The sequence below is a fragment of the Parvibaculum sp. MBR-TMA-1.3b-4.2 genome, from assembly GCF_053628815.1.
Genome location: NZ_JBRJHC010000001.1, coordinates 3,437,678 through 3,457,216, shown reverse-complemented (window position 1 = coordinate 3,457,216; position 19,539 = coordinate 3,437,678). Strand labels below are relative to the sequence as shown.

Annotated in this window: 18 protein-coding genes; 9 read left to right on the top strand and 9 right to left on the bottom strand. The window is 62.9% G+C overall.

The window, feature by feature from the left end; all coding sequences use genetic code 11:
• Nucleotides 1-196: 196 nt before the first annotated feature.
• Nucleotides 197-589 carry a flagellar biosynthesis repressor FlbT gene (flbT, locus tag ACSSVQ_RS16540; protein ID WP_293328504.1) on the top strand — a complete coding sequence of 131 codons (393 nt, stop codon included), beginning with the start codon at nucleotides 197-199 and terminating at the stop codon, nucleotides 587-589.
• Complete coding sequence (gene flaF / locus ACSSVQ_RS16535; RefSeq protein WP_293328503.1) at nucleotides 573-953, top strand: flagellar biosynthesis regulator FlaF; 381 nt, start codon at nucleotides 573-575, stop codon at nucleotides 951-953. The genes flbT and flaF overlap by 17 nt, the downstream gene beginning before the upstream one ends.
• Nucleotides 954-1,056: 103 nt before the next feature.
• Here the strand turns inward: flaF and ACSSVQ_RS16530 are convergent, their stop codons facing one another.
• Genes ACSSVQ_RS16530 through ACSSVQ_RS16520 form a run of 3 tightly spaced genes read right to left on the bottom strand, consistent with a single transcriptional unit; the run spans nucleotide 1,057 to nucleotide 5,820 of the window.
• Nucleotides 1,057-2,547, bottom strand: coding sequence for a flagellin (locus ACSSVQ_RS16530; protein WP_454184413.1), 1,491 nt, complete (start codon nucleotides 2,545-2,547; stop codon nucleotides 1,057-1,059).
• Nucleotides 2,548-2,552: 5 nt separating this feature from the next.
• On the bottom strand, nucleotides 2,553-4,424 hold the full coding sequence (flgK, locus tag ACSSVQ_RS16525; RefSeq protein ID WP_454184412.1) for a flagellar hook-associated protein FlgK: 1,872 nt from the start codon (nucleotides 4,422-4,424) through the stop codon (nucleotides 2,553-2,555).
• Nucleotides 4,425-4,464: 40 nt separating this feature from the next.
• Nucleotides 4,465-5,820, bottom strand: a complete 1,356-nt coding sequence (locus ACSSVQ_RS16520) for a flagellar hook protein FlgE (RefSeq protein WP_454184411.1) — start codon at nucleotides 5,818-5,820, stop codon at nucleotides 4,465-4,467.
• 303 nt (nucleotides 5,821-6,123) lie between these two features.
• On the opposite strand from ACSSVQ_RS16520, the gene ACSSVQ_RS16515 reads away from it, so the two are divergent.
• Nucleotides 6,124-6,969, top strand: coding sequence for an AAA family ATPase (locus ACSSVQ_RS16515; protein ID WP_454184410.1), 846 nt, complete (start codon nucleotides 6,124-6,126; stop codon nucleotides 6,967-6,969).
• A gap of 60 nt (nucleotides 6,970-7,029) precedes the next feature.
• Here ACSSVQ_RS16515 and ACSSVQ_RS16510 read toward each other — a convergent pair whose 3' ends face one another.
• A complete protein-coding gene (locus ACSSVQ_RS16510) occupies nucleotides 7,030-7,548 on the bottom strand; it encodes a lysozyme inhibitor LprI family protein (protein ID WP_454184409.1) in 519 nt (172 codons plus the stop codon).
• A 111-nt stretch (nucleotides 7,549-7,659) separates the two neighbouring features.
• Between ACSSVQ_RS16510 and ACSSVQ_RS16505 the strand changes: the two genes are divergently transcribed.
• From ACSSVQ_RS16505 to ACSSVQ_RS16495, 3 genes are all read left to right on the top strand, one after another.
• Nucleotides 7,660-8,835, top strand: coding sequence for a vWA domain-containing protein (locus ACSSVQ_RS16505; protein WP_293328497.1), 1,176 nt, complete (start codon nucleotides 7,660-7,662; stop codon nucleotides 8,833-8,835).
• Nucleotides 8,836-8,990: 155 nt separating this feature from the next.
• Entirely contained in the window at nucleotides 8,991-9,434 is a 444-nt protein-coding gene (locus ACSSVQ_RS16500) for an Rrf2 family transcriptional regulator (protein ID WP_454184408.1), read from the top strand.
• Between the two features lie 78 nt (nucleotides 9,435-9,512).
• The gene (locus tag ACSSVQ_RS16495; RefSeq protein WP_454184714.1) at nucleotides 9,513-10,133 is read left to right on the top strand and encodes a class I SAM-dependent methyltransferase; all 621 of its coding nucleotides are present in this window, start codon (nucleotides 9,513-9,515) and stop codon (nucleotides 10,131-10,133) included.
• Nucleotides 10,134-10,157: 24 nt separating this feature from the next.
• Here ACSSVQ_RS16495 and ACSSVQ_RS16490 read toward each other — a convergent pair whose 3' ends face one another.
• Genes ACSSVQ_RS16490 through ACSSVQ_RS16480 form a run of 3 tightly spaced genes read right to left on the bottom strand, consistent with a single transcriptional unit; the run spans nucleotide 10,158 to nucleotide 13,142 of the window.
• Nucleotides 10,158-10,868 carry an ABC transporter ATP-binding protein gene (locus tag ACSSVQ_RS16490; protein WP_454184407.1) on the bottom strand — a complete coding sequence of 237 codons (711 nt, stop codon included), beginning with the start codon at nucleotides 10,866-10,868 and terminating at the stop codon, nucleotides 10,158-10,160.
• Entirely contained in the window at nucleotides 10,868-12,118 is a 1,251-nt protein-coding gene (locus ACSSVQ_RS16485) for an ABC transporter permease (protein ID WP_293328494.1), read from the bottom strand. The genes ACSSVQ_RS16490 and ACSSVQ_RS16485 overlap by 1 nt, the downstream gene beginning before the upstream one ends.
• Before the next feature lie 7 nt (nucleotides 12,119-12,125).
• Nucleotides 12,126-13,142 carry an efflux RND transporter periplasmic adaptor subunit gene (locus tag ACSSVQ_RS16480; RefSeq protein WP_454184406.1) on the bottom strand — a complete coding sequence of 339 codons (1,017 nt, stop codon included), beginning with the start codon at nucleotides 13,140-13,142 and terminating at the stop codon, nucleotides 12,126-12,128.
• A 121-nt stretch (nucleotides 13,143-13,263) separates the two neighbouring features.
• On the opposite strand from ACSSVQ_RS16480, the gene ACSSVQ_RS16475 reads away from it, so the two are divergent.
• The 3 genes from ACSSVQ_RS16475 to ACSSVQ_RS16465 all read left to right on the top strand — a co-directional run bounded on the left by ACSSVQ_RS16475 (nucleotide 13,264) and on the right by ACSSVQ_RS16465 (nucleotide 14,500).
• Entirely contained in the window at nucleotides 13,264-13,713 is a 450-nt protein-coding gene (locus ACSSVQ_RS16475; protein WP_454184405.1) for a hypothetical protein, read from the top strand.
• A gap of 249 nt (nucleotides 13,714-13,962) precedes the next feature.
• Nucleotides 13,963-14,280 (top strand): helix-turn-helix transcriptional regulator, encoded by a 318-nt coding sequence (locus ACSSVQ_RS16470; RefSeq protein WP_454184404.1) that lies wholly within the window; start codon nucleotides 13,963-13,965, stop codon nucleotides 14,278-14,280.
• Between the two features lie 16 nt (nucleotides 14,281-14,296).
• Complete coding sequence (locus ACSSVQ_RS16465; RefSeq protein WP_454184403.1) at nucleotides 14,297-14,500, top strand: hypothetical protein; 204 nt, start codon at nucleotides 14,297-14,299, stop codon at nucleotides 14,498-14,500.
• Between the two features lie 34 nt (nucleotides 14,501-14,534).
• Here ACSSVQ_RS16465 and ACSSVQ_RS16460 read toward each other — a convergent pair whose 3' ends face one another.
• Both ACSSVQ_RS16460 and ACSSVQ_RS16455 read right to left on the bottom strand, forming a co-directional pair.
• Entirely contained in the window at nucleotides 14,535-17,756 is a 3,222-nt protein-coding gene (locus ACSSVQ_RS16460; protein ID WP_454184402.1) for an error-prone DNA polymerase, read from the bottom strand.
• Complete coding sequence (locus tag ACSSVQ_RS16455; RefSeq protein ID WP_454184401.1) at nucleotides 17,753-19,399, bottom strand: DUF6504 family protein; 1,647 nt, start codon at nucleotides 19,397-19,399, stop codon at nucleotides 17,753-17,755. Before ACSSVQ_RS16455 ends, ACSSVQ_RS16460 begins: the two co-directional genes overlap by 4 nt.
• Between the last annotated feature and the right edge of the window lie 140 nt (nucleotides 19,400-19,539).

Genomic DNA, 19,539 nt, shown 5'->3' with positions numbered 1-19,539 from the left:
TGTTGGATTTCAGCCGGCAAACCATGGGCGTATACTGCCCCGGGTGATTCGGGCAGGCAGCAATGCCGCGACCATGTTCTATCCCCTTGGGAACGGGGCCGTTCCTGCGGATAGGACACTGACTGAAAACATGTGACGTGCCCCTGGCGACGATCCCGTCGGCCAGACTTTCACGACACAGGAAGGACAGTGCGACATGGCCTTGAAGGTGGAATTGAAGCCGGGCGAGCGTTTTATTCTGGGCGACAGCGTCATCACCAATGACGACCAGCGGACCCGCCTCTTCATCGAGGGAACGACGCCGATCCTCCGCGAAAAGGACATTCTTCGGCTCGACGAGGCGGATACGCCCTGCAAGAAGATCTATCTCGTCGTGCAGATGATGTATCTCTCGCCGGACCCCCGCCAGCACCACGATATGTACTTCGATCTGGTCAAGCAGGTGCTGGAAGCCGCGCCGAGTACGCGCGCCTATATCGACGACGTGAACAGCAAAATATTAACCGGCGAAATGTATAAAGCTCTCAAGGCAGCTCGAAAGCTGATCGGGTACGAAGGGGAGCTATTGGGGAATGTCTCAAGCACATGAAGCCTACGCCGCGGCAAACCGTCGAGCAGTAAATTCCAGCGATCCACGCTCGTTCGAAGCGGAATTGCTGACCAAGGCCGCGGGCAGACTTCAACGCGCAAAGGACGCCTGGCAGGAAGGCTATTGCGACGAAGAGGACGCCCTCCTCTACAACCGCCAGATCTGGACCGTCTTTGCATCCTCGGCTGCGGAGAAGGAGCATCCCCTGCCCCATGAGATCAAACAGAACATTGCCAATCTGGCCCTGTTCATCTTCAAGCGCACAGCCGAGATCGAAGCCCAGCGCGAGCCTCGCCCGCAGCTTTTCGATCCGCTGATTTCCATCAATCGCGACATCGCCGCCGGTCTCGCCGGCCGGCCGTAATCCTTCCCCCTCACTTCCCCGAAAACGAAAAGGGCCCCGCAAAGGGCCCTTTTTTTGACCGTCGCCCGCCACGCATGACGGGCCGGTGAAATGCGTCGGGGGACTAGAGGAAGTTCACCAGCGACATTTGCGAAAGCATCGACGTCACCTGGTAGCTCGCCTGAAGCTGCGTCCGCAGCGTGGTGAGCTTGGCGCCGACTTCATATTCGTCGATGCCCATCTTGTCGCCCAGAACGCCCGAGGCGAGGCCCTGCATCTGATCGTTCCTGTCGAGCGTCTCCTGCAAGGTGGAGGCGGTCAGCCCGAGCTGCGTCACCACCCCTTCCACCGTCTCCGCCCCCGAGGGCGCGGTGATGGTTGAAACGCGCGAGGTCAGGTCCTTATAGGCCTGCTCCGCATGCGGATCGGCCTTGTCATAGGTCACCGCCGACAGCAGCGCCGCCGCCTTCACCGTATCGCGAAGCGAGGTCTGGTTGGCCTGTGCGCCATATTTGATGATGCGGTCGTCGTCGATCACCGCGGTCATGTTCGCGCCCGGCTCAAGCGTCAGATCGCCCTTGTACCAGAACACCGTATCGTCGCTCGTCGCATCGCGCAGGCCCGTCGCCGTGTCGAAAGGCGGCCCGTCCACACGTTGCGGCGGATGGCTGCCGTCGAAATCGAAGAACTCGTTGGCGGCCTGCACCGAGGAGGCCGCGCGCAGGCTCGTCGCCGCTTCCGTCTTGAGCGAGGCGGAGAGCGCGGCCTGAAAATTCGTCGCCGTATCCGCGGCGCTCGCGCCGATCGTGAACTCTCCCTCCGCCGGCGGATCGTCCGTCGTCGCCGTCAGCGTGACGCGCGTCGTCGTGCCGTCCGGCAGGTCGAAATCCATGCTGATCGTATCGCCGCCCGACGGCTGGCTCGCGCCGAACTGAACGCTCATCGACGCCGGTGTGCCCGTCGGCCCCGTCACCGTGGCGTTGGCGAGACTGGAAGAGACGCCGGTCATCTTGAAACCGAAAATGCCCGTCTGCTCGCCCACCGTCACCGTGTCGGCCGCGGGCGAGGTCACGTCGAGACGCCCAAGACCGTTCGCCCCCATATCCGCCTGGCGGCGTTCGTCGACAAATTGCGTCAGGCCCGCATGGCTCGCATCGCCATTGAGCATCGCATCGGGCAGTTCCACCGGCTTTTTCTGCGTCGCAGACCCGGCGAAAAGATAGCGGTCCTCGACATTGAGGTTCAGCAGATTAACCAGCTCGTCGAGATTCATGCCCGCCGAAAGCTGCCCGCTGTTCTGCGTCCCGCTCACCATGTCGAACTCGGTGGTGGCGCCCGTCAGCCGCAGGCCGGACGAAATATCGGAAACCCGCGTCAGCGAGTCCGCCATGGACTTCACCCGAAGCGAGGTCAGGTTGATCGTATCGTTGTAGGATCCCAGATTGCGCATCTGGCTCTGCAGGGACAGCACGACATTCTTGTCGGTCCCCAGCCCGCCATAGCTGTCCGAGATCACGCCGGAACTCAGCTGCTGCTGGAGCGTGGTGAACTCCGAGCGCATCTTGTTGATCGAGGTCTGCAGATTAAGCGACTGGGAAAGCGTGGAAATATGCATGTTCGTTACCTGCCGATGCTCATAAGCACGTCGAAAAGCTGGGAGACCGTGGTCATCACCCGCGCATTCGCCGAATAGGCGTTTTGCAGCACGAGAAGACTGGAAAGTTCGTTATCCACATTGACGCCCGTCTCGCTGTCGAAGCGGTCCTGAAGCGATTGCGACACGACCTCCTGGGAGGCAAGGTCGTTCTTCGCGTTGGAAGCCTGGGTCGACTGATAGGAGACGACACGCTGCGCAAAGGAGGCGAGAGACCCCGTATAGGGAGAACTCGTGCCGCCGATCCCCGTGGACGGCGAAAACGCCCTGCCCGCCTGCGTCAGCCGGTTGTAGAGATCGACCGGCCGGGAGGAGTCGCCCGCCGAATTCGTGCCGCCCACTGTCTGATAGGTCACCAGCAGCGAGTCGTCGGCCACGACGTCGGGATTGATCGTAATGCGCGCGGCGAAGCCCGTCTTCTGGTCGACCGCGCCTTGCGCATTCGTGAAGAGCTCGCCCTGCCCGCCATCGACGAACAGCGCAAGCCCGGTGCCGCTATCCGTCAACGAGGTCGGCGTCACCGTAGCACTCAGCGAATTGATATTTGAAGTGCCCACCGCACCGTCGTCCAGAATGCGGATCGTATTGCCCGACGGGTTCGACACCTGCACCGCGGCGGGCAGCGCCGCCTGCATGTCGGCGACGATACCCGCCATGGGCTGGTTGAAATCGATCCCCACCACCGTGTCGCCGGTCTGCGCCGTATCCGTATCGGAAAGCGGCAGCGCGGACGCATCGTCCACCCGGACGAAGGTCACCGTCTGGCTCGTCCCGCCGACATCATAGGTCAGGCTGATCGAATTGCCGTCCTGAAGCGCGCTCGTATCGAGGTCGAAACCGGTCGCCGCACCGCTGGTCGCAGCTGCGCCGTCGACCTTTTCCTGCGACATGGAGAGCGCGAGCTGGCTGGCGATTTCGTCGAGCTGGTTCTGCGCTTCGGGCAGAATCTTGTCGCGCAGTTCCAGATAGCCGCCGATGGACCCGCCCTTGAATGCCCCTGCCGCCACCAGGTCGACCTTGGTCGACCCGGAAACGAGGCTGACCGTCCCCACCGTGCGCTTGGCCGGATCGGTATCATAGACGGATGAGGCGTTGATCTGCGTGTGCTGGTCGAAGCTGAGGTCCGCCGGCGTCTTGTCCAGCAGCAACTGTCCGCCGCCGGTGAACACCGTCACCGTGCCGTCGTCGCGCTCATTGACCTTGATGTCCATGAGCTTCGACAATTCGTTGATCGCCAGGTCGCGCTGGTCCTGCAGGTCGGCGGCGGAAAGCGAACTGCCCACGCGCTGCGAAATCTGCTGGTTGAGATTGGCGACCTTTTTCAGCAGCGTATTGGCCTGCGCAATGCCGTCGGAGATATTCTGCTCCGCCTCCAGCCGCAGGTCCTGCACCGTCTTGGACATGCTGTTGAGATCGGTCGCGACGTGCTTGGCCTGATTGAGAAAGGTCAGCCGGGCGGCGGAATCTTCCGGGCTCGTGATGAGATCGGAAAGCCGGGCGGCCAGCTTGTCGATCGACGCCGAGATGGACGTCTCGGACTCCGGCGAGCCGAACATCCGGTCGAGACGCGACAGCATGTCCGATTTGGCCGTCAGCGCGGAGGTTGCCGCACTCTCCGTCCGGATCTGCTGCTGCAGAAAGGCATCGACATGACGCTGCGCGGCCAGCCTCGTCACGCCGCGGCTTTCGCCCGCGACGATCAGATTGGTCTGATCGATGGATTTGGCCGTATAGCCGACCGTATTGGCGTTCGCGATATTGCGCGACGTCACATCGATGCCGGCCTGGCTGGCGGCGAGGCCGCTGCGCGCGGCGTTGAGCGCCTGTGTAAGGCTCATATCCTGTTGCCCTTAATGCTGGGACCCGGCATGAAGCGCCTTAGCGCTTCATGTTCAGCGTTTCCTGCGTGAGCTGGTCGACGGCGGTAATGATGCGCGATCCCGCCGTATAGGCCTGCTGCGTCGTGATCAGCTTGGCGAACTCGTCCGCCAGGTCGACATTCGAGGCTTCGAGCGAAGAACCGACCACCTCGGCGCCCTTCGTCAGGAACGCCTCGCCCGATTCCTGCGTGGCCTCGAAGGCTGTGCCGTCGACCTTGTTGAGCGCGTTCGCATTGCCGAAATTCGCCAGCGATACCTCGGCCAGATCCACCGTCTTGCCGTTGGAATAGGTGCCGGTGATACGGCCATTGTCGCCCACCGCGATCCCCACCAGCGAACCGGACGGATAGCCGGTCTGGTCGAGATTGTTGACCGACACCGTGCCGTTGCCCTCATCCCACTGCGTGATGCTCGCAGCGCCGTGATCGATCGTCACGTCGCCCAGACTGACGCCATTGACCGCCATGCCCGTAACGGTGACGGAATTGACCGGCGGGGCCATCTGGCCGTCGGTGAAATTGTAGTCCTGGCCGACATTGGTCCATTTGGTGGCAGCGCCGGTCGCGCTGTCATCGCTCTTGTAGAAGAGCTGCCACTGGTCGCCGCCGCCTGCCTCATTGTCCACCTTCGCCCAGCGAAGCTGCACGCTGATCGGCTGGCCGAGCGTGTCATAGGCCGTCACCGCCCCGCCAGACAGGCTGCGGTCGAGAAAGGCCGTTTCCTGGTTGGCCGGCACGACCGAAAGATCCGCCGTGCCCAGATCGCCCGGCGTCAGCAATTCGCTGTTGGCGATATCCGGGTCCGCCACCGCCGTCTTCGGATAGGACGGCAGGTTCGCCTCATAGGAAATCACATCCGTGGGCCGCGCCTTGAGGAAGTCGCGGCTGATCTGGATCAGGCCCGGCGTGTCGCCGACGGGATTGCCGGTGTCCGGATCGACCATCAGGCCCTGAAGCGAATAGCCCGACTGGTTCGTCAGATAGCCGTATTTGTCGAGCGAGAAGTCGCCGCGCCGCGTGTAATAGTCGACCTCGTCATAGACCGGCTTGCCGTCCACGGTCGCGACCGGCGAAGACACGATGAAATAGCCGCTGCCATTGATCGCCATATGGGTCTTGGTCGCGGAGGCATCGATCGAGCCCTGCACCGTATTGGTGTAGCTCGGCTTTGCCATCACCGCGCCCGGCAGATGGTTCCGGCTGGTCGAAGCGGTCACGATGTCTTCGAAGCTCGTTTCCGTACGCTTGAAGCCCGTCGTCTGGGAATTGGCGATATTGTCGGAAATATTGCCCAGCGCGCTGGACTGCGCGCGGATGCCGGTAACGGCGGTGGTCATCGTCCCGTAGAAACTCATGGCCTGTCTCCATGCTTGATGTCCCGGACCTCTTGCCGCGGGACTTGGCTTGGCACCTCAGGAGCAAGAACAGGACCACGCCCTATAATTCAATAATTTCAATGACTTGTGGAATTCCCGGCACCGCCCGCCGCCCCCTTTGCCCGGCACTCTGTGCCCGCCGCCCGGCAGTATTTGCCGTGCGGGGGCCCCGATCTCGGCCATATATGGCTTTTCCTTGAACGCAGGCAGCCGACGCCCTAGTTTCGTCGCGTCCAGACATTGCTAAACAAACCTATAGTGCCGAGGGAGATCACTAGTCGCATGAAGTTCGAGGGAACAAAGAATTACGTCGCCACCGAAGACCTTCGCGTGGCGGTCAATGCCGCGATCACGCTTGAGCGCCCGCTGCTGGTGAAGGGCGAGCCCGGCACCGGCAAGACGGTGCTGGCCGAGGAAATCGCCAAGGCGCTGGATGCCGAGCTCATCACCTGGCACATCAAGTCCACCACCAAGGCGCATCAGGGCCTTTATGAGTATGACGCGGTGTCCCGCCTGCGCGACAGCCAGCTCGGCGACGAGCGCGTGCACGACATCCGCAACTACATCGCCAAGGGCAAGCTCTGGGAAGCCTTCGAGCGCGAGAAGCGCCCGATCCTGCTGATCGACGAGATCGACAAGGCCGATATCGAATTCCCGAACGACCTGCTGCAGGAACTCGACCGGATGGAGTTCTACGTCTACGAGACGAACGAAACCATCAAGGCCGCCCAGCGCCCCATCGTCATCATCACCTCCAACAATGAGAAGGAACTGCCGGACGCCTTCCTGCGCCGCTGCTTCTTCCATTACATCAAGTTCCCGGACGACGAGACGATGCAGGCCATCATCGACGTCCATTTCCCGGGCCTGAAGGGCCAGCTCGTCAAGGAAGCGCTGTCGATCTTCTACGAGATCCGCGAAGTGCCGGGCCTGAAGAAAAAGCCCTCCACGTCTGAACTTCTGGACTGGCTGAAGCTTCTCCTGTCCGAGGACATCTCGCCGGAGACGCTGCGCGAGAAGGACCCGTCCAAGCTCATCCCGCCGCTCCATGGCGCACTGTTGAAGAACGAGCAGGACGTCCACCTCTTCGAACGCCTCGCCTTCCTCGCCCGGCGCGAACGGAACTAGGCTCTGCGTTCAGCAACTGCTTGATGGAAGCCGGATCGGGGAAACCCGCTCCGGCTTTTTTCATTCCGGCTTGGCAATCAGCGGCTCGCTGCCCAGGAAATCGCCAAGGTCCTCCGCCCGCTCGCGCGCCATATCCGTCTCGCAGCCTTCCTTGATCGCCACATACATCGTGCCCTGCGTCATGTCGAAACGGTCGCAGCGCACCTTGCGATAGGCCTCGAAGCTCGCCGCCGATTGTTCGAGCCATTTGTCGATTTCGGGTGAGCCCAGCGCCCGCACCTTATCCGTGCGCGCGGCGACCTCGGCCATCCAGTAGCCCGCCGCCTCGCCCTGGCATTCATTCATGGCGGATTGCGTCCAGCCCCGCCCTTCGGCGCACGCCTCGAAGAATTTGTCGGTGCAATAGGAAGTCGCCCCTTTGAGCGGCGCCCCGTCGGCCTTTTCCTGCATGGCAGCCGCGTCATAGGAGGCCAGACAGCCCTCAATGGCCTGCGCCGCCGGATCGCCCGCATCCGCCGAAAACCCCGGCCCGGCGGCCAGAACAAGCAGCATCGGCAAAAAGGTCAGGAAACGCCCCATTTCCGCTACCCCTATTCCCTGCGGTCTCGCCCCTTCAAACCGGGGCGCATGAGGGTTAGATTAGCGCAACTTCGATATTTCTGAATACCGCCCCGGGAGGGCCCGCACCGAATGTTCGTCAATTTCTTCCAGGAACTCCGCACCAACAATGTGCCGGTCAGCCTGCGCGAATATCTCACCCTGCTCGAAGCGCTGGACGCGCATGTCATCGAGCAGAATGTGGAGGATTTCTATTTCCTCTCCCGCTCCGCGCTGGTGAAGGACGAACGCAATCTCGACAAGTTCGACCGCGTCTTCTCCCATGTCTTCAAGGGCCTCGACATGATGAGCGAGGCCGACCTCGCCGAAATCCCGGAGGAATGGCTGCGCTCGCTGACCGAGAAATTCCTCACCGAGGAAGAGAAAGCTGAGATCGAGGCGCTGGGCGGCTGGGAAAAGATCATGGAGGAACTGCAAAAGCGCCTCGAGGAACAGGACGAGCGCCACGAAGGCGGCAACAAGTGGATCGGCACGGGCGGCACCTCCCCCTTCGGCGCCAATGGCTACAATCCCGAAGGCGTGCGCATCGGCCAGAAGGAAGGCCGCCACGGCAAGGCCGTGAAGGTCTGGGACAAGCGCGAATACAAGAACCTCGACGATCAGGTCGAACTCGGCACGCGCAACATCAAGGTGGCGCTGCGCCGCCTGCGCCGCTTCGCCCGCGACGGCGCGCCGACCGAACTCGATCTAGACGATACGATCCGCTCCACTGCGCAGAACGGCTATCTCGACATCAAGATGGTCCCGGAACGCCGCAACAAGATCAACGTGCTGATCTTCTTCGATATCGGCGGCTCCATGGACAGCCATATCAAGCTCTGCGAGGAGCTGTTTTCCGCCGCACGGACGGAATTCAAGAACATGGAATATTTCTACTTCCACAACTGCCTTTACGAAGGCGTGTGGAAGGACAATCGCCGCCGCCATACCGAGAAGATGGATACCTGGGACGTGCTCCACAAATATCCGTCCGACTACAAGGTCATCTTCGTCGGCGACGCCACCATGAGCCCCTATGAGATCACCTATGCGGGCGGCTCCGTGGAACACTGGAACGAAGAGCCCGGCGGCATCTGGCTCGAGCGCGTCAACCAGATCTACGAAAACTGTGTCTGGCTGAACCCCGTCGCCGAGCGCCACTGGGAATACACGCCTTCGCTCCAGATCGTGAAACAGATCATGGCCGAGCGCATGTTCCCGCTGACGCTGGAAGGCCTCGACGGCGCCATGCGCGAACTCTCGCGCTAAACGTAAAGAGCGCGAACTCTCGCGCTAAACGTAAAGAGCGCGAACTCTCGCGCTAAACGCGACTTCTGCCCCGCCCTTGCCACCTTGACCCCGTCTCGCATCGCGTTTCCGGGAGGCTATTGACGCCCGCCCTTTCATGTAACTATAAAAGTTGCATGAAATCCAACAGCCAATTGTCCCTCACCCTTCATCTCCTGCTGCACATCGCGGATATGGAGGAGCCCGTCACCTCCGGGCTGCTCGCCTCGGCGATGAACACCAATCCCGTCGTGATCCGCCGCCTGATGGGAGGACTTCGCGAACACGGCATCGTGCAATCGAGGAAGGGACATCACGGCGGCTGGACCCTCTCCCGCCCTCTGGCGGAGCTGACGCTGCGCGACGTCTATCTCGCGCTCGGCGGCGGCCCCCTGCTCTCCCTCACTCACCGGACGCAGAACCCGGACTGCCTCATCGAGCAGGCCGTCAACGAAACGCTCGACGGCGCATTTCGCGACGCCGAAGCCCTGCTCCTTGCCCGTTTCGCAGATCTTTCCCTCGCCGCCCTGCAATCGCGCATACACGCGGCGATCCACGGCTCCGCGCATCTCTGTGCCTGAAAGGAAAACCGAACCGTGAACCAGTTCCTGAAATCCTTCGAGGACCCTGAAGCCGTGGCGCGCTATACCGACGGCCCCATGCGCTTCGTGCCGGGCCTTACGGATATGCACCGCATGACGGCGATCCTGCTGGCCGAACGCGCCCCGCAGGACGCGCGCATTCTGGTGCTCGGCGCCGGCGGCGGTATGGAACTGAAAGCGCTCGCCGAAGCCCAACCCGGCTGGACCTTCGACGGCGTGGACCCCGCCCCGGAAATGCTGAAACTCGCCGCCCGCACCCTCGGACCGCTGGCCGGTCGTGTGGACCTGCATGAGGGCTACATCGACGATGCGCCGGAAGGTCCCTTCGACGCCGCAGTATGCCTCCTGACCCTGCATTTTCTGGAACGCGAAGAACGCGAGCGCACCGTAGCGGAAATCCACCGCCGCCTCGCACCCGGCGCCCCTTTTGTGGCGGTCCACGCCAGCTTTCCGCAAAGCGCCGCCGAACGGGCGCTCTGGCTGTCGCGCTATGCGGCCTTCGCCGTCGCCTCCGGCGTCGAACCCGCCATCGCCGAAAACGCCCGCGCCGCCGTCGATGCCAGCCTGCCTGCCATCGAGCCGGAGGACGACGAGGCGATTTTCCGCACCGCCGGTTTCTCGGATGTCAGCCAGTTCTATGCGGCCTTCACCTGGCGCGGCTGGGTCGCCTACGCCTGAGGGCGGCGCAAAGAAGGCTCTGCGCTAGCCGTGTTTCGTATCCGACACGATCTCGCCATCCACGAGATGCACATTGCGCATCGCCGCTTCCGCGAAGGCGGGCTCATGCGTCACGGCGATGATTGTGCGCCCCTCCTCCTCCGCCAGCCGCCGGAAGATATCACGCACCACCTCGCTGTTCTTCGTATCGAGATTGCCGGTGGGCTCGTCCGCCAGAATGATATGCGGATCGTTGCCGAGCGACCGCGCAATCGCCACGCGCTGGCGCTGGCCGCCCGAAAGCTGGTCCGGCATCTTCTCCGCCTGATCGGCGATCCCCAGCCGGTCGAGCAGCGCCAGACTGCGCTCCATCAGCTCCTTTTCGTTCAGCCGCCCGAGCCGCCGCATGGGCAGCGCCACATTATGCAGCACGCTGAATTCCGGCAGCAGGAAATGAAACTGGAAGACGAAGCCGAGCCGCGACAGCCGCAGCGCCGCCAGCTCGTTCGACGAAAGCCCCGCCGTCGTCTGTCCGCCGATCAGCACCTCGCCTTCGCTCGGCACGTCCAGCAGCCCGAGCAGATAGAGCAGAGAGGATTTGCCGGAGCCGGACGGCCCGGTGATCGTGACGAACTCGCCGCTCTCCACTTTCAGATTGATATCGTGAACGAGCCGCACCGGCACGGCGAGATCGAGAATGCGCGTCACGTTGCGCGCCTCGACGAGAACACCTTCCTGGAGCCTTGCCGCCCCCATCACACCGCCCCCCGGATGATGTCCACCGGCTGCACCTGCGCCGCCTTGCGCGCCGGGATCCAGGCAGCGCCGATCGCTGCGATCAGCGAGAAAGCACCGCCGACCGCCCATTGAAAGATGCCCCAGTCGAGGACGAAGCCCTGCCGGTCCGCCATGCCCGGCACGTTGAACTTCACTTGTCCCAGAATACCCAGCAAGCCCCAGCCGATGGCCCACCCCATCAGCATACCGAGCACGCCGACAAGAAAACCCTGCATCAGAAAGATGTACTGGATATCGGCCTCACGAAATCCCATCGACATCAGGATGGCAATGTCGCGGCGCTTCTCCAGCACCACCGTGGAGATGATGTTGAAGATGCCGAAGGAGGCCACGATCATGATCGCCGACACGATGGAATACATGATCGCGTTACGGATGATGAAGAGACCGAGAATGTCCCGGTTCACTTCCTGCCAGCTTTCCGAGCGATAGCCCCAGCGCGCTTCCAGCCCCGCGGCGATGGCTTCCGCCTGGTTCGGATCGGGCACCTTGATGCGGAGCTGGTTGGCGATGAAGGGCTTGTCGAGCAGCACCTGCGCATCCTTGAGCAGCATGTAGATCTGCCCCTCGTCGAGCAGCAGATTGCCGGTGTGGAAGATCCCCACCACCTTCATACGTTTCACGAGCCCCGCCGGAGACACCACCGTCGCGAGATCGCCGAGCTTCAGGCTCAGCCGTGTCGACATGCCCGAGCCGATCACGATCCCGTCGGAGGCGGTGCGCAGCCGCTCGAGGCTTCCCTCCCTCATATCCTCGGCAACCTTGGTCAGCAGTTTTTCCTTGGACGGATCGATACCGATCAGCGAGGCGCTCACATCCTTGTTCGCATAGCGCACGATGGCCTGTCCCGTCAGCGCGGCTTCGGCGATATAGCCCGGCCGCTTCGACAGCTCCTCCACCTTCTCGCCATAGTTCTTGATGCCGCGCAGATATTCCCGCGGCTTGACGTTTTCCAGCTTCACCGCCGCCTTGGGAAACCGGATGAAGACCGGCTGCTTGGCAGGGTGGCGGAACTCGTCCTTGACGGTGATATGCGGCGAGCTGTTCACCAGCCGGTCCACGAAATCCTTTTCCGAGCCGGACATGATGCTGGAGACGCCGATAAAGAAGCCCACGCCCAGCGCCACGCCCAGCACCGACACGACGGTCTGCCGGCGCCGATGGGTCAGCTGCGCAGCCGCGATGGAAAAGGCGACACGCCAGAACATGGGGGCCCTAGTCCTTTTCGGCCGGGGCCGCCTGCACACGCTGCCCCTCTTCAAGACCGGACGGCGGGTTCGCGATAACCTCGGCTGTGTCGTCGAGACCGCTTTTGATCTCCGCCATTTCCTCGCCCACCGTGCCGAGTGTCACATCGGCAAGATGCGCCCGGCCATCCTTGAACACCCAGACCCCCGCGCCCGATATCGCCGTAACGGGCACAAGCAGCGCATCCTTGCGCTCATCGACGACGATATTGATTTCCGTCGTCATGCCGGAAAGCAGCGGCGTGTCGGACGGCAGCGAAATATAGACGCGATAGGTCCGCGCCACCGGGTCGCCATGCGGCGTGATCCGGCTCACCCTGCCCTTCAGCGCCTGGCCGGAAAACGCATCTGCGCGAATGAGCGCGGCCTGCCCCGGCTTGATGCGCGGAATGTCTTCCTCATCGACCTCGGCGTTGATTTCCAGCGAAGAGGGATCACCGATCAGGAAAAGATTCTGGTTGGCGCCCACCATGTCGCCGGGCTTGATCTGCTTCACCGAACGCAGAACTTCGCCTGTGAGCGGCGCCAGAATGAAATGTTCGTCGAGCCTTGCCTTGGCGCCCTCGACGGCGCTTTCGGCGGCCTGCGACACGCTCACCGCCTGATCGAGCGCCGCTTTGGAAACATGACCGCCCTTGAAGAGGCGCCTGGCGCGTGAAAGATCGGAGCGGGCAAGATCGAGCTTCGCCCGCGCTTCCTGAAGCTGTGAAATGACCTCACGGGCGTCGAGAACGGCGAGCACCTGCCCCTCGCTCACCTTTTCTCCCTCGCGCACCGGCACATCGGTCACACGGCCGATGACCTTGGACCCGACATAGGCGTAACGAACGGATTCGACCGTCCCCGTCGCATAGACCGCTTCCACCGCCTCGCCGCGATGCGGCTTTACCGTCTGTACACTCGCCGGGCTGAAAATCAGGAAAAGGCCGCCCGCAAGGACACCCAGCAATATCAGCCCACCGACCCAGAGGAATTTTCTGGACATTCGCAACCCGCTCTCATGACGCCATACCCGCGCTGCCCCTTATATCAGAAACAGCCGCTAAATGGCGTCCCCGGGGTTGACCTATCGTCGCATTGGAGGCCGCAATAGGGACATGGAAAACATGGAAAGAATGAAGGAGTCGCCCCGGCGTCGACGGCTGACACGGGCCTTTGCCTGGCTCGATCTCGCAATCACCCTGCCCCTTGCCATTCCCTTTGTCGGAGAATGGGTCATCACGCTCCTCTATCGGCTGGATTATGCGATAGGCTGGTTTACCGGTTTTCCGGTTCTGAACCCCATTTCGATGCTGTTTATCCATGTCACCGGCCTGCTCGGGGTCGTCTGGGCGCTTGCCAGGCTCCACGATCCGAGCGAGTTCAACGCGCGGATCGATTCGCTGGGCCGTTTGGCCGTATCGGTTCTGATCCTGTTCGCGCTCTATCAGGGCGCCACGCCCGCTATCGGTCTTTTTCTCGTCACGGAGCTTTCCGGCGTGATCGTCGAGAAGATATGGCGCCCGAAGAACAGCAACGAACTCGCCTTCAGCAGATACAACGGCAGGATCCGCTAGACAGAAGATGCAATGTTGCCAGCACTCCTGGCCCCGTAAATATAAAAAAGAATACGTGGCGGAATAAAATCGCGCCCACATAATGCGCCTATTATTCAAGCATAATTATCTCATCACTCCCCAGCACGGAATAAATATCCATCTCTGGAAATTGACACCCAAAAGGGTGATTTTTTCTTTAGGCAATCCAGATAAGGATTAGACCGTAACTTATTGATCCATTCTGACACGTTTGCGGATGGGGGGATCGTGGAAGGTACGGTGATCGCTTACAGACGCGGAAATCCAGGCGACGAAGAAGTGCCCACCCCACGCCCGGAGAGCGAGTTGGCACAACTTCTTCGCGAAAAATATGGCCTGACGAACAAGGAAACGGAGATCGCGATCCGGCTGATCCAGAACGAACGTCAGGCAGCGGTCGTCGAAGAACTGAACATCTCGCAGAACACCCTCAAGACGCATCGCCGACGCATTTATGAAAAGTTGGGAGTGTTGCGGCAGATCGATCTCGTAGCCGAAGGGCACCGGCTATGGACTCAGGCCCGCAAGAACTACGGTCAGGGATAAAATATGGATGGTGGGAATGGAAATGGGACTCGCACGCAACCGGCGCAACTTCATGACGGAGCAGGTCCAGCGTGATGCCGAATTGGAATCTCTGCTCCACTCGCTGACCTATGAAATAGATCGCCAACGCTTGATGATAAGAGCCTTGGCCTATGGCGCGATAGGATCGGCGGTTATCAGCTTTCTGCTCGGTGCACTGACGAGTTCGATGGTGACATAACGCCGCTCGGTGCTCGGCACCCAATGCCCGGCGCTCAGTGAAAATCGCGGCTATTGGGAAGCAAACGCGCCGTTCGCCCTCTGATGGAACTCTCGTCCATGCCGTAGAGCAGCCCCAGCTCATCCGTCAGGTCGGTCAGCTCGTCGGCCACCACATGGATAACGCGCCCTTCCTTCTGCACACGGCCGCGCACCATCATCAGCCGCGAGGTCAGCACGATCCGGCGATAGGTCTCGAACACCCGGGGCCAGATCACGAGATTGGCAATCCCCGTTTCATCCTCTAGCGTCGCAAAGATCACGCCGCTCGCCGTGCCGGGCCGCTGCCGCGCCAGCACGATCCCCGCCACGCTCACGCGCTTCCGGTCGTCGATATGCTGAAGCCGTTCATTCGCCGCCACGCCCCGCGCGGCAAGGCGCGAGCGCAGGAATGAAACCGGATGCGCCTTCAGCGACAGGCGCAGCGTCGAATAATCCAGCGCGACATGTTCGCCCAGCGGCATGGGCGGCAGCGCCGTTTCCTCTTCCGTCTGGAAACCGCCCTCCTCCATCGCGGCGAAAAGAGGTAGCGCCGCCGGCATCTTGCCGTTCTGTCCGCCGCCATATCCGCTCTTATGTCCGCCTCCGTAACCGCCGAGCCCCCGCACAGCCCAGAGCGCAGCACGCCTGTCGAGCCCGAGGGAACGGAAAGCATCCGCATCCGCCAGCCGTTCCACCACGCGCGGCGCCAGCCCCGTTGCGAGCCACATATGCCGGACGCTGTCGAACCCCTTGCCCCGCCGCGCCTCGACGGTTTCGCCATCGCCCGCATGGAACCCCTTCACCTGGCGGAGGCCCAGCCGTACCGCGCACCGGTTGCCGGGCAGCTTTGCCTCTTCGGCCTTGTCGAGCGGTTCAAGCGTGCAGTCCCAATTGCTGAAATTCACATCGACCGCGCGCATCTCCGCTCCATGTTCGCGCGCATCGCGCACGAGCTGGGCGGGCGCATAAAAGCCCATGGGCTGCGAGTTCAAAATCGCCGCGCAGAAAACATCCGGGTAGTAATATTTGAGCCAGGCCGACACATAGGCGAGCAGCGCGAAACTCGCCGCATGGCTTTCGGGAAAGCCGTAATCGGCAAATCCCTCGATCTGCTTGAAACAGCGCTCGGCGAAATCGGTCTCGTACCCGTTTGCCTCCATGCCGGCGATGAACTTTTCGCGGTAATGGCCGATCGTGCCCGTCTTGCGGAAAGTCGCCATGGCCCGGCGCAGCAAATCGGCTTCCTGCGGGCTGAACCCCGCCGCGACGATGGCCATCTTCATCGCCTGCTCCTGAAAGAGCGGCACGCCATAGGTCTTGCCCAGCACCTCGCGCAGCGCGTCGGAGGGGAACTCGACCGGCTCCTTGCCGTGGCGGCGACGCAGATAGGGATGCACCATGTCGCCCTGAATGGGACCGGGGCGGACAATCGCCACCTCCACCACGAGGTCGTAGAACTTTCGCGGCCTGAGCCGTGGCAGCATGGTCATCTGCGCCCGGCTTTCCACCTGGAAGACGCCGACGGAATCCGCCTCGCACAGCATGTCATAGACGCGGGCATCGTCATGCGGCACATCGGCCAGCCCCATCGTCACGCCGTAATGCGCCTCGAGCAGCTCGAAGGCCCGGCGGATGCAGCTCAGCATGCCCAGCGCCAGCACATCGATCTTCAATATGCCGAGCGTATCGAGATCGTCCTTGTCCCATTCCACGATGGTGCGGTCTTCCATCGCCGCGTTCTGGATCGGCACCACCTCGCTAAGCGCCCCGCGCGTGATGACGAACCCGCCCACATGCTGCGAAAGGTGACGTGGAAAACCGATCAGCTCGCCCGACAGCGCCAGCACCTGTTGCAGCCGCCCATCCGTCGGATCGAGCCCGGCTTCCGCCGCGCGCTCATGCGAAACGCCTTTCGAGCTCGATCCCCAGCCGGACTTCGCCAGCGCCGCCACCACATCCTCCGACAGACCGAACGCCTTGCCCACTTCGCGCACCGCGCTGCGCGAACGATAGGTGATGACGGTCGCCGCCAGCCCGGCGCGATGGCGTCCGTATTTTTCATAGATGTACTGGATCACCTCTTCGCGCCGCTCATGCTCGAAATCGACATCGATATCGGGCGGCTCCTTACGTTCCAGAGAAATGAAACGCTCGAACAGAAGATCGATCTGCGTCGGGTCCACCGAGGTGATGCCGAGACAGTAGCAAACGGCGGAGTTGGCGGCCGATCCCCGTCCCTGGCAGAGAATGCCCTGCTCGCGCGCATAACGAACGATGTCATAGACGGTCAGGAAATAAGGCGCATAGCGCATCTCCCCGATGAGCTGAAGCTCATGGCGCAATGTCTGCCGGAGCTTTTCATCGCAGCCTTGCGGATAGCGTTCCTCAAGCCCTTCCCATGTCAGCCGCTCCAGCAGTTCCTGCGGCGTCTCCGTCGCGGAGAAGGTGTCGTCAGGATATTCATAGGCCAGCTCGTCGAGCGAGAAACCGCAGCGCGCCACGATCTCATCCGGCGCCTCCACCGCCCCCGGCAGGTGGCCAAGCAACCGGTGCATCTCGTCCGCCGGTTTCAGATGCCGCTCCGCATTGGCTTCCAGCAGATAGCCCGCCTCGTCCAGCGTCACATGCTCGCGAATGCAGGTGAGCACGTCCTGCAGGGGCTTGCGTTCAGCCGCGTGATAAAGCACGTCATTCGTCGCCATCAGCGGCGCGCCCGCCTCGCGCGCCAGCGCCGCAAGCCGTGCCTGCCGCCGCCCGTCGTCTCCCGCATAGGCAGGCGAAATGCCGAGCCAGACCGACCCCGGAAACGCATCGGACAGCACGCGCAGATTGTCCCGGAACGCCGCGCCCGGCTTTGCCGGCGGCATGGCGATGAAACAGAACCCCTCGCCATGCGCCAGCACATCGTCCATCACGAGATGGCATTCCCCCTTGGGCGCGCGCCGATTGCCCAGCGTCAGCAGCGTCGTCAGCCGCGCATAGGCGGCGCGGTCCTGCGGATAGGCAATCGCCTCGAACCCGTCCGTCAGCATGAGCCTTGCCCCGACAAGCAGCCGCATCCCATGCGCCTTCGCCGAGGCATGCGCGCGCACCACGCCTGCCAGCGTGTTCCGGTCGGCAACCCCGATCGCATCGAGCCCCAGCGCCCTGGCCTGCAACACCAGCTCGTCGGCATGCGAGCCCCCGCGCAGGAAACTGAAATTGCTGGTAACGGCAAGCTCCGCGAAACCGCTCATGCAAACACCCCGTGCAGATACCAGCGCGGCGCGTCCTCGTCGCGCATGTAAAGCCCGTCGCGGTAAAGCCAGAAGCGGCGGCCCTCCCCGTCTTCCACCCGGTAATAATCGCGCGTGCGCCCGCCCCCCTTGTCGCGGCGCCACCATTCCGGTGCGATGCGCTCCGGTCCTTCCGCCCGCGCGACCCGATAGGTCATGCGCCGCCAGCGAAAGATACGCGGCGGCCCTTCCGGCACTTCGGCCACCACCTCCACCGGCTCCGCCGCGCGCAGCAGCCTCAAGGGCCGCGACACGCCCTCCGGCAGATGCGCCGTCTCGCGCGCCCATCCCTCAAACGCGGGCGACACGCCCCGCATGGCGGGCACGGATGCGACGGCGCGTTCTGGAATATGGCTCGCCCGCGGCTCCGCCCGCGCGATGCGCCCCGGCCCCAGCCGGTTGCCCAGACGGTCGATCAGCATGGCAAGGTCATGCGCCTGAGCCCCCTCGCCCGTCAGCCCCTCCTGCGACGGCGCAAGATCGTCCACCGCCAGACAGGCAAGGCTCATCGCCTCGATGCCGAAGCCTGCATCGAAATCCTCCCCCGCCCCGTCGAGCTTTTCGCGAAACAGCCGCGCCACATGTCGCGTCTCATGGCTGGGCGCGCTCGTCCCCGCATGAAGCTCGCGCACCTCGCCATCGACGCGATAGAGAGACAGCCGCAACCGCCGCGCACCCTTGTGCTCCCCGGCCAGCAGCGAACAAAGATCGCCCGCCAGCCGCATCACCGCCTCTTCCACATGCTCCAGCCGCGCAATCGGTTCGGCGAAATGAAGCCGCGTGCGAAACGGCACATGCGGCAGCGAGGGCGAGATCGGTTCGGGCGCATAGCCCAGCGCCTCGTCGAGCCGCCGCGCAAGCAGGGGGCCGAACCGCGCCGTCAGCGGCCCGCGCGGCTTGTCATAGAGATCGCCCACACGCTTGAGCCCCAGCCGGACGAGCCCGTCTGCCACATTGGACGGCAGCCGCAGGGCCGCGACCGGCAGGGCCGCCAATGCCTGTCGCTCGCCGCCCGGCGACAAAACGGTCAGCGCCTCGCGGCCATAACGGGCCAGCGCCCAGGCCGCGCCCGGCGTAGACGCGACACCCGCCCGCACCCCGAAGCCGAACCGCCCGAACCGCGTCGCGATCTCGTCAAGCAGCACCTCTTCGCCGCCGAAAAGATGCGCGCACCCGCTGATGTCGAGCAACACGCCATCCGGTTCGCCATGCGCCTCGCCCACCGGGTCCGCCACGCTCCACGGCGTATAGCGTCCGCACCAGCGCGCGAGCTTGTCGAGCGCGGCCCGGTCCGCCTCCGGCGCGGCGTCGTAAACCCCGACGGAAGGACAAAGCGCCGTCGCATCCGGCACGAGCTGGCCGGGCGCGATCCCCGCCGCCCGGGCGGAGCCGTTGCAGGCCGTCACCCGCATCCCCCCCGCCCCCGGCGCGGCCAGAACGATGGCGGCGTCCGGCGCCCGGGGCTCCGCCGGAGACACGGCGCGACCATTGGCCGCCGCAGCCTCCCCATGAGAACGCTCCACATGGCCGCGCCTTTCCCGCAGAAAGCGCTCCATCGGCCAGTCCGGCAAAAAAAGCGAGACAATACGCCGTTTTTCGGTCATCACATCTGAATACAAATAGAACAAATAGGGAACATATTCTGACTCGAGACCCGTCCCGACGCGAGTCGAATCGACGCGGCCCGAAAGAATTGCCGCCCTTTCGTCATCTTTATGGTTAGCCTGTACCCAACCACTGACAG

Bases quoted from the DNA above. Each gene is read 5' to 3' on its own strand.
- ACSSVQ_RS16515 (WP_454184410.1), top strand. From the start codon at position 6,124: ATGAAGTTCGAGGGAACAAAGAATTACGTCGCCACCGAAGACCTTCGC.
- ACSSVQ_RS16510 (WP_454184409.1), bottom strand. From the start codon at position 7,548: ATGGGGCGTTTCCTGACCTTTTTGCCGATGCTGCTTGTTCTGGCCGCC.
- ACSSVQ_RS16505 (WP_293328497.1), top strand. From the start codon at position 7,660: ATGTTCGTCAATTTCTTCCAGGAACTCCGCACCAACAATGTGCCGGTC.
- ACSSVQ_RS16485 (WP_293328494.1), bottom strand. From the start codon at position 12,118: ATGTTCTGGCGTGTCGCCTTTTCCATCGCGGCTGCGCAGCTGACCCAT.
- flgK (WP_454184412.1), bottom strand. From the start codon at position 4,424: ATGAGCCTTACACAGGCGCTCAACGCCGCGCGCAGCGGCCTCGCCGCC.
- ACSSVQ_RS16465 (WP_454184403.1), top strand. From the start codon at position 14,297: ATGGAAATGGGACTCGCACGCAACCGGCGCAACTTCATGACGGAGCAG.
- ACSSVQ_RS16475 (WP_454184405.1), top strand. From the start codon at position 13,264: ATGGAAAGAATGAAGGAGTCGCCCCGGCGTCGACGGCTGACACGGGCC.
- ACSSVQ_RS16520 (WP_454184411.1), bottom strand. From the start codon at position 5,820: ATGAGTTTCTACGGGACGATGACCACCGCCGTTACCGGCATCCGCGCG.
- flbT (WP_293328504.1), top strand. From the start codon at position 197: ATGGCCTTGAAGGTGGAATTGAAGCCGGGCGAGCGTTTTATTCTGGGC.
- ACSSVQ_RS16490 (WP_454184407.1), bottom strand. From the start codon at position 10,868: ATGGGGGCGGCAAGGCTCCAGGAAGGTGTTCTCGTCGAGGCGCGCAAC.
- ACSSVQ_RS16455 (WP_454184401.1), bottom strand. From the start codon at position 19,399: ATGACCGAAAAACGGCGTATTGTCTCGCTTTTTTTGCCGGACTGGCCG.
- ACSSVQ_RS16460 (WP_454184402.1), bottom strand. From the start codon at position 17,756: ATGAGCGGTTTCGCGGAGCTTGCCGTTACCAGCAATTTCAGTTTCCTG.
- flaF (WP_293328503.1), top strand. From the start codon at position 573: ATGTCTCAAGCACATGAAGCCTACGCCGCGGCAAACCGTCGAGCAGTA.
- ACSSVQ_RS16480 (WP_454184406.1), bottom strand. From the start codon at position 13,142: ATGTCCAGAAAATTCCTCTGGGTCGGTGGGCTGATATTGCTGGGTGTC.
- ACSSVQ_RS16500 (WP_454184408.1), top strand. From the start codon at position 8,991: ATGAAATCCAACAGCCAATTGTCCCTCACCCTTCATCTCCTGCTGCAC.
- ACSSVQ_RS16495 (WP_454184714.1), top strand. From the start codon at position 9,513: ATGCGCTTCGTGCCGGGCCTTACGGATATGCACCGCATGACGGCGATC.
- ACSSVQ_RS16530 (WP_454184413.1), bottom strand. From the start codon at position 2,547: ATGCATATTTCCACGCTTTCCCAGTCGCTTAATCTGCAGACCTCGATC.